Below are 13,642 nucleotides of genomic sequence, written 5' to 3'. Positions count from 1 at the left end.
AATTAAAACGGGTGAGATATAACTAAATTTTAGTAGTATTTTACTGCCAAAATAGGTTCTAGAAGCCTGATAGCAATACGACAAAATCCTCCTTGAAGACATTTTCTTCAAGGAGGATTTTTTGTGGTTAATTATGTAATGGTTGCGTACTATTTCTTGTGTTAAGTGCCATTGTCACAGCCGTTTGGGCCAAAATAGCTTGAGCATCAATGACGAATTCTGAAGGATATGGTTCGCGAGCCTGTGCGACAGATAATTCAGTACAACCAAGAATGACATAATCACAGCGCGCATCAAGTAATAAACGATTAATTAACGTATGGTATTTAGGTTGATCGACATAGTCATTGTCTTTAATATCTTCATAAATTAGTTGCATGGTCATTTTTTGCCACGCTGGTTCAAGTACGACAACTTCACCACCAAGGGCTTCAATATAATGTTGATAAATGTGGGCATCAATCGTGCCTTTAGTTGCTAATAAACCAATTCGGGGATGTTTGATTGTTGGTTTGAAACATTGTGCAACGGCTAACTCAGGCATATTGAGAATAGGGAAGTTAGCAGCTTGGTTTAGTTGTGGTAAGAAGTAATGGGCCGTATTACAAGTAACGACGGCAAAATCAGCTCCACAAGCGTTAAGTTTCTCAATGTCATCTAAAAGATATGGGAGCGGATCAGCAGCTGATGTTCCTAAAATGTAGGCCGTACGATCAGGAACTTGGGCATCATTGATAACCAAATAATTTAGGTATTCTTGATCTGAATGGGCAGGTGTTAAGTCATTGATCGCAGTAATGAATGTCTCAGTGGCTTTTGTGCCCATTCCACCGATAATCCCAAAAAAGTTTTTCATGATACCAACCTCCGAAATATTTACTAGTGCCATCTTAACGTTAATTAAATGAGAAATCAATTAAAATAATTATATTACAATTTGAAAGATTCGGGAATATCCGAAATTTTAGACTTAATCAATAGAATTTAAAACGGTATACTGGAAAATAACAACGTATGCTATTAGCTTGGAGGGATTAGAGATGAAACTGTTACATACCGCCGATTGGCATATCGGTAAACAACTAAATCAATTTAATTTAATGGATGTGCAAAAAGATGCTTTTCAACAAATAAGTGAGATTGCCCATGCTGAGGCTGTTGATGGCATTATCATTGCTGGTGATTTATACGATCGGGCAATTCCGAGTGTAGACGCAGTTAAAAACTTTGATGCGATGTTGAAACACTTAAACTTAGAGCAAAATTTACCCATTTACGCAATTTCTGGTAACCATGATGGGGCGAATCGTTTGAACTTTGCGCGTGACTGGTTTGGGGCTCAGAAATTATATTTAAATACAAAAATTAAGGAAGCACTTATACCGGTTGAAACACCGACGGCCCAGATCTTTTTGTTACCATATTTTGATCCACAAGATGCTCGTATTTTTTATAACGTGTCGGTTGAGAGTAATGAATTACGGACAATTCAACAAGCAATGACACGGGTAATTAGCGATATTGTGGCCCAATTTGACCCACAAAAACGGCATATTTTAGTAACCCATTTTAATGTCCAAGGAACCGATAATGAAGACTATGAACTAACCTCTGAAACAACTTCAACGGTTGGTGGGTTGAATACGGTTGCCGCTAGTTTGTTTGCTGATTTTGACTATGTCGCTTTGGGACACTTACACTTATGGCAAGCTTCGCCAAGCAAACATATTCGATATAGTGGTTCGCCAGTTAAATTCAATACGAAGGAAGCCCAGAATGAAAAAGGTGTTTATATTGTCGATATTCCAACCAACGGCCCCGTTACATATACGTTTAAACCGATTAAACCAAACAAAGACTTATATGTTTTACGTGGAACATTTGCAGAATTAACAGCGGCAAGCACTTATGAACAATACCCAGCCAAAGGAGCGGCTTTTTTTAGTATCCAATTACTAGATCGGCCACAAGAAAAAAATATCCGCCAACAATTGGAAGATATTTATGGGGATGTTGTCGAAATTCAATATCACGTTACCACGACTTTAGCGATGCCAAGTCACCAACAAGTCCAAGCGCGTGCGCAAGTATCCGATAGCGAAATTATTCGACAATTCTATGCAGCGGTGATGGCACCAAACGAATTGAGTTCAGCGCAAGCAACATTGATTGATGAGACATTAACAACCCTACGTAGTGAAAGTGAGGACCAACAATAATGCGACCAGTTAAAATTGAAATGAATTATTTTGGCCCCTATGCGCATGGAGTAGTAGATTTTGATCAGTTCACGGCTAGTCCATTATTTTTAATTAGTGGCCAAACAGGGGCGGGTAAAACTACGATTTTTGATGCGATGACATATGCGTTATTTGGTGAAGGTAGTGGAAATCGTAAACCTGAAGCAATGCGCTCAGATTTTGCAACGTTAAATGATACGACTAGTGTCCGCTTTTGGTTTGAACATCAAGGAACAACGTATTTAGTAACACGGACGCCAACCCAAGAACGCGCAGCTAAGCGGGGTGGTGGGACCACGATGGCTAGTGCCCGGTGTGCGGTATCTGAATATGATATCGCTACAGCACAAGAGCAAGGTACAAGCTATACTAAGAAAAAAGATGTCGATGAATTCATCGAAGAATTATTATCATTAACGGCCGAGCAATTTCGGCAAATTATTTTACTACCCCAAGCCCAATTTCAAAAATTTCTAACGGCCGATAGTAGTGACAAAGAAAAAGTGTTACGTGATTTATTTGGGACGAAAATATTTTTAGAGTTTAGTGAACGGCTCAAAATTCAAGCAAGTGAACTTGGCAAAAAACAAGCTGCCCAAAATAGCCAAATTGATAATTTATTTGCCCAAGTAGATTGGTCAGTAACGGAAACCAATGCAATGGTAGCAACACGGACGGTAGCTGAAAAACAAGTTCTTTTAGCCAATCGGGTCACAGCCCAACAAGCTGAACATGCCAAAATTCAAGCTGAATTAGCCCGTTTAGATGAACAGTTAACGACTCAAAATCAAGCTTTAACTGCTGGGAAGGTCTTGGAAAAGGACTTTGCCCGTTTGGCGACATTACAAGTGGAACAGGCGGGGTTAACTGAGCAACAAGCTGAGATGGCCGCCAATACCGAACAACTAGCTAAATTACAATGGGTGAGTCAACAAACAAGCTTAATCGCCCGCTATCAACAAGCGCAACAAACATTACCGACGTTAGCTGAGCAAGTAACAACTGCTGCTGCAACGGTAGCAACGTTACAAACGCAAAATGAAGAATTAACGACCGCCGTAGCACAACTGGCCAGCCAAAAACCAGCCATCGAAGAAGCAATTACTAAGCAAAGTAAAATTACGAACCAGTTAATTCCTTTGGCTCAACGTAAAATGCGCTTGACTGCTAACATGGATGCAGCCGATATAAATGCCCACAATATTCAAGGACAAATTGGAACACAAAATGCGGTATTACGAACAATTGAAGCACAATTGTTAGCTAATGATGAACAATTAACCCAATTGGCGGATTTGCCAAAACTTCAGACAGCAAGTGTGAATGTGATTGCCGATATTAAACAAGCTTCTAAGGTTGCTGAACAATTAACCCAATTGGAACACCAAGCAAGTCAAGAAGCGGCCCAAATTAAGACGATTAATGACCAAATTAAACAATTGACGAGTGACATTGCTGCGGCTACTACCGCAGTCAAGCAACAACGCGAGCGCCGGCAAGCACTCATGATTGCGCAATTACAAAATGAACTTACAGATGGGCAAGCATGTATTGTTTGTGGGGCATTAGAGCACCCAGCAATTAATGATATTAATCATCAAACAGTAACTGATACTGAAATTAAAACGGCTATTGAACAACTCGAAGTTCAACAAAAAGAGCTTGCGCAAAATAATGCCCAAAAACAAACGTTACTGGTTAAATTAACCGAAGTTAGCGAGATGGTCAGGACCACCAATGATCAAATTGCAACAACAGCCACGACTTTAGCTAATTTAAATCAAGTTCTACAACAGACGGTGCAAACGGTTTTTGCGCTTGTGGGACCACTTGAATTCGACCAAGCTGCTTGGCAAGGTCTCATTGAACAGATTCAAACGATGTTGGCCACTAAACAAGCAACGCAGCAAAGTTTACAAGTTACGGGTGAAGATTTACGTAAACAAATTCAAAAGCAAACGCAGCAATTAGCGGAATTAAAAGTAAAAGAAGCCCAATATATTGGAATCCGCAAAACGAATGCAGCCGAACTAGCTGATATTAGTACAGAAGTGCGTGATTTAGCACCAATTGCAGCTTATCAAGCCCAGTTGAGTGAACTGACGGCAACTATTGATACCTATCAAACTAAGGACGCACAATTACAAGCTCAATACCAACAACAACAACTAGCACTAGCTAATGCGGTGACAAAACATGATGGCTTAGTTGAACAGCACACAACTGTAGCAGCGGATTTGACGACTTTGACAGCAACATTAAACACGGTAATTGCAAGTCAAACCGCCGTGACATCAATTGCCGAGTTGCAAGCATTAATGAGTACAGAACAAAGCGAAAACCGCCAAGCAAGCTTAAGTAAAGTGTTAACGGCATATGAAACTAAGCAACAACGGGTTACAGCTGAAATTAATGAATTAGCGGCTATACTTAAAGATAAAAAGCATCCAGATTTAGAGCTGATTGAAGCGGCAATTACAACTATTAAAGCGACTCAACACACAACGCAAGCCGCTCAGACACAAGCATATGCGCAGTTAATGCAAGTTGAAAACATCCAAACCGAAATCAATAACGTGCTTGTAAAAATGGGTAGTCAAGCCGAGTTACTAAATCAATTAAGTCAATTGGCGGCTGCTGTTAACGGGAAAAATGAACATCGCTTGACGTTGGAACGTTATGTCTTGCAAAGTTATTTAATTGAAGTCTTAGACTATGCCAATGAATATTATTTTGCTGATTTAACAGATGGGCGTTACCAATTTGATATTAATCAAGCGACTGGGAGTTACGCAACAAAGACCGGACTTGAAATTAACATTTATGATAATGATGCTGCTGAATATCGTTCAGTTGATACTTTATCAGGTGGCGAAACTTTCTTGGCCTCATTAGCCATTGCCTTGTCATTAGCTGAAGTCATTCAAAATAAAGCCGGTGGTATTCGTATTGATGCCCTCTTTATTGATGAAGGATTTGGTTCGTTGGATGAAGAAACCTTAGAAAAAGCAATGGCCGCACTCAATAAGTTAGAACGCAGTGGCCGAATTATCGGGATTATTTCACACGTTGAATCAATGAAACAAGAAATTCAACAGCAATTAAAAGTTATTAAACGTGGGGATGGGCAAAGTGAGCTTAAATACCAATTAGTTTAAAAAGTGGTCAAAAAATTTTTTTCGACGTATCTTATTTTCATCGCAAGACATTTAAGCTTTTTAAATCTTTTAGGTTGTATGATTTGGTAAAAAGTGCTATCATACTAAATTGTTAGTGCATAAATAAAAGCACTTTCCTTACTACTCTTTGAAGAGTAGTCATAGACCATAAGGAGGAGAACAGTTCAAATGACTTACGAATTAACTTACATCATTCGTCCTGACTTGGATAGTGAAGCAAAAACTGCTTTGGTAGAACGCTTTGACAAGATCTTGACAGACAACGGTGCAGCTATTGCTGATTCAAAGGACTGGTCAACTCGTCGTTTTGCATACGAAATCTCACGTTTCCGTGAAGGAACTTACCACATTGTGAATTTTGATACTAACGATGACGCGGCTATCAACGAATTTGACCGTCTTGCTAAGATCAGCAAAGACATCTTACGTCACATGATCGTTAAGCGTGAAGCTTAATTTTCATTTGCGTTAATTATCATTGCATTAATTTGCAAGCATGAAAGGAGCATTATTAGTTATGATTAATCGAGTTGTCTTAGTTGGTCGTTTAACTCGTGATGTTGAACTTCGTTACACCCAAGGTGGTGCAGCTGTTGGTTCATTTACGATCGCAGTTAATCGCCAATTTACTAATCAACAAGGTGAGCGTGAAGCTGATTTTATTAACGCCGTAATCTGGCGGAAATCAGCGGAAAATCTTGCCAACTTTACCCATAAGGGTTCATTGATTGGTATTGAAGGTCGTTTGCAAACCCGCAATTACGAAAATCAACAAGGTACCCGCGTTTATGTTACTGAAGTAGTAGTTGATAACTTCTCATTGTTAGAATCACGCTCTGATTCAGAACGACATGCAGCAAGTAGCAACAACAATAACTTTGGTGGCAATAATTTCAATAGTGCTCCAAATTCAGCTTCATCAAATGAGAACCCTTACGGGAACAGTCTTGCTGGCAATAGCCAATCAAAACAATCATCAGTAAATGATCCATTTGCTTCAAATGGTCAAGATATTGATATCTCAGATGATGATTTACCATTCTAAAATACAGGAGGAACTCAGTCATGGCTCAACAACGTCGTGGCGGTAACCGTCGTCGCCGTAAGGTAGACTTCATCGCCGCAAACCACATTGAATACGTTGATTACAAGGACACTGAATTGTTGGAACGTTTTATCTCAGAACGAGGTAAGATCTTGCCACGTCGTGTTACTGGTACTTCAGCAAAGAACCAACGTAAGCTTACAACCGCTATTAAGCGCGCTCGTATCATGGGCTTACTTCCATTCGTTGCCGAAGACTAATATCAATTACGTCTTTTAAAAACGTGCCCGCATTTATGCGAGCGCGTTTTTTTGTGGTTGATTTTGGTAATCTTAGGGACAGTAAGCGCGAATATTAAAAATATGGTAAAATGAACGTTAACAAATTAAGATTACGAGGTAATGAATCGTGAACCGATTCTTTAATGTAAATAAATTACCAGAGTTTTTACAAAATGGCCGAATTCGAATTCTATTCATAATTGTTTCAGGATTAGCCATTATTGGTCTGATTGCGTCCTTTTTGGCTAATATTATCTTTGGGTTTATCTTCTTCTTTTTGGAAATTGGAGTCTTAATTTATGTAATTGAGATTTTGAAGCGCATTGGAGCAGATTCAACCCAATATATTTCTGATTTATCATTCCGAATTGAACGGGGTGAACAAGAGGCATTGATTGCGATGCCACTAGGTATTTTACTTTTTAATGCTAAACGTGAAATTAGTTGGATTAACCCATATTTGCAACAGTACTTTGGTGACGAAAGTGTTATTGGGGCTAAGTTAGAAGATGCTAGTCCTGAATTAACAGAATTATTAAATGAACATATTGATGAAAATAAATCAGCTAAGATTTTTTGGAAAGACCATAATTTTTCTGTATCAATTCAAGCTAATTTACGCGTCATCTATTTAATGGATATTACCGATTATGTAAAGATTGAACAGCGTTATTTGGACGAACAATTAGTTGTCGGAATGGTATCTTTAGATAACTATGAAGAAATCGCCGAGCGGTTAAATGATTCTGAAGCATCAGCTTTACGCTCGTATGTAACGCGGGAATTAACACAGTGGACCGAACATCACCGCATGTATATGCGCCGGCTTAATGCAACGCACTTTTTTGTATTAGGCCATGCAGCCGGATTACTAAGTTCTGAAAATGATAAGTTTTCTGTTTTAGATACCGTCCGAGAAACGACATCCAAGCAAAATCTGCCGGTTACTTTGAGTATGGGATTTGCCTATGCAGAAAAAGATTTAGCAAAATTAGCTCAACAAGCTCAAGCTAATCTTGATTTAGCATTAGGCCGTGGTGGAGACCAAGTTGTGGTAAAGGCCACGGATGAAGAAGCGCGTTTCTACGGTGGTAAAACTAATCCTATGGAGAAGCGGACCCGGGTACGGGCGCGGATGATTTCACAAGCATTAACTGATTTAATTAGCCAAGCCGATCATATTTATATCATGGGGCATAATAATCCAGATATGGATGCAATTGGTTCCGCCCTGGGATTACGGCGAATTGCTCAAATGAATGATAAGCCAGCATCAATCGTTGTTGACAGTAATAATGTACACAGTGATATTCAGATGTTATTGGCGGAAGTTAACAAAGTTGAAGTTGATAAAAATGCTTTTGTAACTTACGAAGATGCCTTGATTAATTCAACTGATGACAGTTTGTTGATTATGGTTGATCACTCAAAACCATCTATCTCGATGGAACCACAATTATACAATAAGCTTCAATCACGGGTTGTAATTATTGATCACCACCGCCGAAGTGAGGAATTTCCCGCTAATCCGATGTTAGTCTATATTGAACCATATGCTTCATCAACCGCTGAATTAATTACGGAATTGTTTGAATATCAAGATCATGAACAAGACCCAATCAATCGGATTGAGGCAACAGCACTATTGGCCGGAATTCAAATTGACACGAAATCATTTACGTTACGGGCCGGAACACGGACTTTTGATGCGGCGAGTTATTTACGTTCTGCTGGGGCTGATGCCGGCTTGATTCAACAATTTATGAAAGAAAATGTTGATAGCTACATGGCTCGGAATCATTTATTGGAATCTGTTAAAATTGTTGGTAATGCTGCAATTGCGATGGGTGAAAATGATGTTGTCTATGATAATGTTGTTGCTGCCCAAGCGGCAGATTCATTATTACAAGTTCTAGGCATTGAACAGTCATATGTAATTACACTACGAAATGATGATAAAGTCGGTGTCTCAGCACGGTCAACTGGCCAAATTAGTGTCCAAATGATTATGGAACAAATGGGTGGCGGTGGTCACCTATCGAATGCAGCCACACAAGTTGCAGATAGTTCAGTTGGGCAAGTTGGTGCTCAATTATTAGAATTATTAGCGGCACAAGAAAGTTAAAGGGGTAAAACAAGATGAAAGTTATTTTTTTAGAAGACGTTAAAGGTCGTGGTAAAAAAGGTGAAATTAAGGAAATTCCAGATGGATATGCAAACTTCTTAATTAAGAGTAAAAAAGCATCTTTAGCTAGTAACTCAGCAATGAGTGCCGTTAAAGGTCAAAAGAAAGCCCAAGACCGTGAAGCAGCTGAAGAACTAGCAGCGGCCCAACAATTGAAGACTAAACTTGAAGATGATAAGACAGTTGTTGAAATTCATGCTAAAGCTGGTGCCGATGGTCGGTTATTTGGGGCCGTATCTTCTAAGCAAGTTGTTGAAGCAATGCAAGCCCAATTTGGTTTGAAAATTGATAAACGTAAGCTTGATATGAAGCAACCAATTCGTTCAATGGGCTACACGAATGTCTCATTGAAATTACACCACGAAGTTGATGCCAATGTACGTGTGCACGTGGTTGAATAAAAAATATTTTAAAATACAACAGCATTAAAGTTACTAGGGATGATATGTGTTTAGGAGACTGATGTTGTAAAAAAGATAAGAAAACAGCTTGGAAAATTCTTTCCAAGCTGTTTTCTTATTAGTGTTTGATGATTGTTAAAAGCAACTAGGGGTTGTTTTGTTTTTTTAACCACAGATGTTATATAATATATGGGACTAATTTAAAAAGGAGAGGGTAGCATGAATAATGATGAAATGCGAATGCCACCACAAAGCGTTGAGGCCGAACAGTCGGTTTTAGGGGCGATTTTTCTAAACGCTACCCAAAAAGATGCGTTAGCGGAGGCGGATCAATATTTGATGCCGCAAGATTTTTATCGCCAAGCACACAGTATTATTTATAAAGCAATGAAAGAGCTAGATGAGGCTGATTTGCCGATTGACATCATTACTTTACAAAATAAGCTCAATAGTGAGGGAACGTTAGAAAACGTTGGAGGTGTGGCTTATTTGGCTGAATTAGCTGGTTCTGTACCAACAGCAGCCAATATTAGTTACTATGCTCAGATTGTTAAAGAAAAAGCAGCATTGCGGCGAACAATTAATATTATGACGGATGGGATTGCTAAAGCATTCTCGGAAGAGGAAGCCTCCGAAGATTTACTGGCTAATTTAGAAAGTAGTCTTGAAGCAGTCGCCGAAAACCAAGTTAATGCCGATTTCTTAAATATTCAAGATGTCTTAAACGATGCGTTAAAAGAAATTGAGCGTAATTCACAAAATCAAGATATCGTAACTGGATTATCATCAGGTTTTCACGAATTAGATGCATTAACCACAGGGTTTCATGGTGGTGAATTAATTATTATCGCCGCCCGACCTGCCGTTGGGAAAACAGCTTTTGTGCTAAATATCGCACAACACGTAGCCGTGCATAGTGACGAAGTAGTAGCGATGTTTGAACTTGAAATGAGTGCCAATGGGCTAGTACAACGGTTATTAGCCGCAGAAGGTAGTGTTAATTCTAATCATATGCGAACTGGTAACATGGATAAGCAAGAGTGGCAAAGTTTGATGATGGCAATGGAGAGCTTATCACACACGAAGCTCTTTATTGATGACACACCAGGGATTAAAATTTCAGAAATTCGGGCCAAATTACGGCGACTTGAAAAAGAACAAGGTAAAGTTGGCCTAGTGATTATTGATTATTTGCAATTGATTGAATCAAATAATCACGAAAACCGGCAACAAGAAGTGTCTGATATTTCACGGTCATTGAAGAAATTGGCAAAAGAATTGGACGCACCAGTAATTGCCTTATCACAACTCTCACGGGGAGTGGAACAACGGCAAGATAAACGGCCAATGTTATCGGATATTCGTGAATCCGGATCAATTGAACAAGATGCAGATATCGTCGCTTTTCTATATCGGGATGATTATTATGAACGTGAAGGTAGTAATGACGATGACGATTCACCAATTGATCCACGTGATGAAGGTGAAAATGATGCTGGTCCAGTTGAAGTTATTATCGAAAAGAACCGTTCTGGAGCTCGTGGGACGGCGAAATTATTGTTTATTAAGTCCTATAATAAGTTTAGTTCACTGAGTTATGTTGATGAAAATCAGTATCGGTAAACTTAGGTAAAATCGATTCCTCGGAGTCGATTTTTTACGTTTTAAATTAGAAATAATGGACGGATAAGTAGTGGTTTAGACATTAAAATTTGGTGTAAAATTAAAAAGCGAATAATCAAAAAATATTAAAATTTGCAAAATTAATAAATGTAAGCGGCTTAACTTATCCACACCTGTGGATAAGTTGTGAACAACTTATTAATAAATGCACAGAAGCCTTGCTGGCGTGGGGAAATTCGGTGTTTAAGTCTCGTGTGGATAACCATAAAAAAATTAATTGGCATATGCAATAACTTAGAGTGTAGTCGCTTTTAGTTTGTAAATATTACGATAGCTAGCTTGTGAATAAAAAAGATGATATTTAATTAATAAATCGGAACTAAGACGGATTATTTTGAGAATAAAACCCTTAAAAATCGAACTATTTATTTTATTTTTAGGTATTATCTAGTTGTTTTACGCTAAAAGCGAACTAAAATGATTTATGCAATATTGTGACTATAAAATTGACCATGTAAATTTGTGTAAACATTAGGTAAATGTGGATAACCGGAAATAAATTTGTGTAAAAAATGTGTTTTTAAATATAAGCAAGATAAAAACCTTATAAACTAAGCGTTTTTAAGTTTATTGAAATTTGTGGATAACTTTGCAAATCTGTGGATAATTTTAGCTTGTTCGTATTAGAAATATGATGACCGTAGGCTTTATCCCCATGTTGATAAGTTAGTTGTTCGTGTGGATAAAAATAGAAAAATGAAATGCATGGAGGCATAAAATGAATATTAAAATTATTGGTGTTGGGCGCTTGAAAGAAAAGTATTTAAAGCAAGGAATTGAAGAATATGCTAAACGATTAAGTAAATTTGCAAAATTTGAAGTCGTGGAAGTTCCAGATGAAAAAGCACCTGAACAATTATCAGAAGCAGAAATGTTACAAGTTAAGGAACGTGAAGGAGAACGGATTCTAGATAAAATTAAAGATCGTGAATATGTTTTTGCTTTAGCAATTTTAGGTAAAGAACGTTCAAGTGAAGAACTGGCTGCGGAAATTGATAAACTAGCAACGTATGGTAATTCTGATATTACTTTTGTTATTGGTGGTTCATTGGGGTTATCTGAAGCTGTTTTAAAACGTGCCGACACACAAATTAGTTTTGGCCGCTTCACATTACCACACCAATTGATGCGCTTAGTATTAACCGAACAAGTTTACCGAGCTTATATGATTAATGCTGGTAGCCCATACCATAAGTAAAAAATTTAAATTAAAAGCAACGCCTTGAGATCGTTTAACCTTCTCAAGGCGTTTTTGCAATGGTCGTAATTAAGGGTTAAATTAGCAGTTTTAAATTCCATGATTAAGATCCAGTTTGAGTAATCAGTATACTTTATGTAAGTAAAATTAATTTAATACTTAATATTATTAAAAATCAATTAAGCAGATTAATTGATTTTGATAAGTAAAGTGCTAGAATGAGGGAAATCAATCATAAAAATAGGGGACGGAAGATGAAACACAAGACACAAAAAATGCTCGGAATGATAGTAGCAACAGTTGCAGTAATGAGTCTAAGTGCATGTGGGGCACAAAACCAACAGGCAACAAGTAGCTCAAAGCAAAGTAGTTCAAGTCAAAGTAGTTCATCAAGTGCCAAAGGAAGTGCAAGCCACGAAGTAAGTAGTCAAAAGCAGTCTGAACAAAAAAAGGTGACTGCCAGTCCGGTAGCTAATCTGGATCAGATTAAACAAGGTAATTTTAGTAGTTTGCAAGGTCAATGGCAGTTAGTTGCTAGTTCTGTTAATCATGAAGATGGCAATGGCCAACAAGCTTATGAACGTGGAGATAGTAGCATGAAACTTTACGTTAACCAAAACACTATTTCCGATGGAAGCGTTGTTTTACAAGGTAAAACAATTGCATCTGATACGGCTAATCAACCGGCAGCTTACAAAGATGATGGTAAAACTTTAAATGTATCATTTTCAAACCAAGATGCAGTCGCAATCAATCATAATATTATTTTTATTCCCCGTGGTGTCGATAGTGGTGTGAAAATTGATGGTAAATCGATTGGCACTAAGCAAAATTTAATTCAAATATGGCAAAGTGGTCCTAGTCATTATAGTGTTTATGCGCAAACATCAACGGATTCGCAAGCCGCCGTTCCTACGAAGCTCAATGTGCGTGATATCAAGATGAATAATTTCAGTAGTTTAGTCGGGACCTGGAAAAACTCGACTAATGGTAAAGCAATTACGGTGACTAATCAAATTCAAGTTAAACCAGCAAATTCACATTATGATGGATTAATGGGGGCAATTACGGATGGTCCAAAAGATTCAGATGGCGATCCAGAAATCATACGGGGTGGAAATATCCAAGATGGCTGGATGGTTGCAGCAATTGGTAATTTTGCGAACTTACCAGGTGCATTTGATCCGATTGCAATCGTACCTGCTGGCGTTAAAATGGCAGCAGATGACAATTCAGATAGCACTAAAGATCGCTTAATTGTGAACGCTGGTCAAGATGGTTATGCCAAAGCCGCATATTACCGCGTTAAATAAAAATATTTAAAATAGTCAGAAAAATTTATTTTTCTGGCTATTTTTTGTGTCTTTATTCACTAAATATCCTTAAAAAATTTTTTTAGTCATGAAATTAAATTATTAGTTTGGCTTATA

11 protein-coding genes are annotated in these 13,642 nt (G+C 38.0%); 10 read left to right on the top strand and 1 reads right to left on the bottom strand.

Translation table 11 applies throughout. The annotated features are described in order from the left end of the window. Nucleotides 1-127: 127 nt before the first annotated feature. Nucleotides 128-856: an aspartate/glutamate racemase family protein gene (locus LQZ75_RS06275; RefSeq protein ID WP_230096983.1), complete on the bottom strand. Its 729-nt coding sequence runs from the start codon at nucleotides 854-856 to the stop codon at nucleotides 128-130. A 184-nt stretch (nucleotides 857-1,040) separates the two neighbouring features. Between LQZ75_RS06275 and LQZ75_RS06270 the strand changes: the two genes are divergently transcribed. The 10 genes from LQZ75_RS06270 (at nucleotide 1,041) to LQZ75_RS06225 (ending at nucleotide 13,525) form a co-directional block, all read left to right on the top strand. Further along, entirely contained in the window at nucleotides 1,041-2,219 is a 1,179-nt protein-coding gene (locus LQZ75_RS06270) for an exonuclease SbcCD subunit D (RefSeq protein ID WP_230096982.1), read from the top strand. Beyond that, the gene (locus tag LQZ75_RS06265) at nucleotides 2,219-5,398 is read left to right on the top strand and encodes an AAA family ATPase (protein ID WP_230096981.1); all 3,180 of its coding nucleotides are present in this window, start codon (nucleotides 2,219-2,221) and stop codon (nucleotides 5,396-5,398) included. Before LQZ75_RS06270 ends, LQZ75_RS06265 begins: the two co-directional genes overlap by 1 nt. A gap of 189 nt (nucleotides 5,399-5,587) precedes the next feature. Then, the gene (gene rpsF / locus LQZ75_RS06260; protein ID WP_230096980.1) at nucleotides 5,588-5,875 is read left to right on the top strand and encodes a 30S ribosomal protein S6; all 288 of its coding nucleotides are present in this window, start codon (nucleotides 5,588-5,590) and stop codon (nucleotides 5,873-5,875) included. A gap of 61 nt (nucleotides 5,876-5,936) precedes the next feature. Then, nucleotides 5,937-6,464 (top strand): single-stranded DNA-binding protein, encoded by a 528-nt coding sequence (gene ssb, locus LQZ75_RS06255; RefSeq protein WP_230096979.1) that lies wholly within the window; start codon nucleotides 5,937-5,939, stop codon nucleotides 6,462-6,464. A gap of 20 nt (nucleotides 6,465-6,484) precedes the next feature. Continuing rightward, nucleotides 6,485-6,724, top strand: a complete 240-nt coding sequence (gene rpsR, locus LQZ75_RS06250; protein ID WP_168721843.1) for a 30S ribosomal protein S18 — start codon at nucleotides 6,485-6,487, stop codon at nucleotides 6,722-6,724. A 148-nt stretch (nucleotides 6,725-6,872) separates the two neighbouring features. Continuing rightward, a complete protein-coding gene (locus LQZ75_RS06245) occupies nucleotides 6,873-8,870 on the top strand; it encodes a DHH family phosphoesterase (protein ID WP_230096978.1) in 1,998 nt (665 codons plus the stop codon). 14 nt (nucleotides 8,871-8,884) lie between these two features. Next, the gene (gene rplI / locus LQZ75_RS06240; protein WP_230096977.1) at nucleotides 8,885-9,331 is read left to right on the top strand and encodes a 50S ribosomal protein L9; all 447 of its coding nucleotides are present in this window, start codon (nucleotides 8,885-8,887) and stop codon (nucleotides 9,329-9,331) included. 219 nt (nucleotides 9,332-9,550) lie between these two features. Next, nucleotides 9,551-10,954, top strand: a complete 1,404-nt coding sequence (dnaB, locus tag LQZ75_RS06235) for a replicative DNA helicase (protein WP_230096976.1) — start codon at nucleotides 9,551-9,553, stop codon at nucleotides 10,952-10,954. Between the two features lie 778 nt (nucleotides 10,955-11,732). Then, nucleotides 11,733-12,212, top strand: a complete 480-nt coding sequence (rlmH, locus tag LQZ75_RS06230; RefSeq protein ID WP_230096975.1) for a 23S rRNA (pseudouridine(1915)-N(3))-methyltransferase RlmH — start codon at nucleotides 11,733-11,735, stop codon at nucleotides 12,210-12,212. A gap of 254 nt (nucleotides 12,213-12,466) precedes the next feature. Continuing rightward, nucleotides 12,467-13,525 carry a DUF6287 domain-containing protein gene (locus LQZ75_RS06225; protein ID WP_230096974.1) on the top strand — a complete coding sequence of 353 codons (1,059 nt, stop codon included), beginning with the start codon at nucleotides 12,467-12,469 and terminating at the stop codon, nucleotides 13,523-13,525. Nucleotides 13,526-13,642: the final 117 nt, after the last annotated feature.

The sequence above is a fragment of the Periweissella fabaria genome, assembly GCF_918814575.1.
Taxonomy (GTDB): Bacteria; Bacillota; Bacilli; order Lactobacillales; family Lactobacillaceae; genus Periweissella; species Periweissella fabaria.
The sequence above is the reverse complement of the archived record's forward strand: the minus strand, read 5'-3'. Positions and strand labels throughout refer to the sequence as shown.

Excerpts from the sequence above, each read along its gene's own strand:
- LQZ75_RS06275 (WP_230096983.1), bottom strand. The coding sequence starts at position 856 with ATGAAAAACTTTTTTGGGATTATCGGTGGAATGGGCACAAAAGCCACT.
- LQZ75_RS06270 (WP_230096982.1), top strand. The coding sequence starts at position 1,041 with ATGAAACTGTTACATACCGCCGATTGGCATATCGGTAAACAACTAAAT.
- LQZ75_RS06265 (WP_230096981.1), top strand. The coding sequence starts at position 2,219 with ATGCGACCAGTTAAAATTGAAATGAATTATTTTGGCCCCTATGCGCAT.
- rpsF (WP_230096980.1), top strand. The coding sequence starts at position 5,588 with ATGACTTACGAATTAACTTACATCATTCGTCCTGACTTGGATAGTGAA.
- ssb (WP_230096979.1), top strand. The coding sequence starts at position 5,937 with ATGATTAATCGAGTTGTCTTAGTTGGTCGTTTAACTCGTGATGTTGAA.
- rpsR (WP_168721843.1), top strand. The coding sequence starts at position 6,485 with ATGGCTCAACAACGTCGTGGCGGTAACCGTCGTCGCCGTAAGGTAGAC.
- rplI (WP_230096977.1), top strand. The coding sequence starts at position 8,885 with ATGAAAGTTATTTTTTTAGAAGACGTTAAAGGTCGTGGTAAAAAAGGT.
- dnaB (WP_230096976.1), top strand. The coding sequence starts at position 9,551 with ATGAATAATGATGAAATGCGAATGCCACCACAAAGCGTTGAGGCCGAA.
- rlmH (WP_230096975.1), top strand. The coding sequence starts at position 11,733 with ATGAATATTAAAATTATTGGTGTTGGGCGCTTGAAAGAAAAGTATTTA.
- LQZ75_RS06225 (WP_230096974.1), top strand. The coding sequence starts at position 12,467 with ATGAAACACAAGACACAAAAAATGCTCGGAATGATAGTAGCAACAGTT.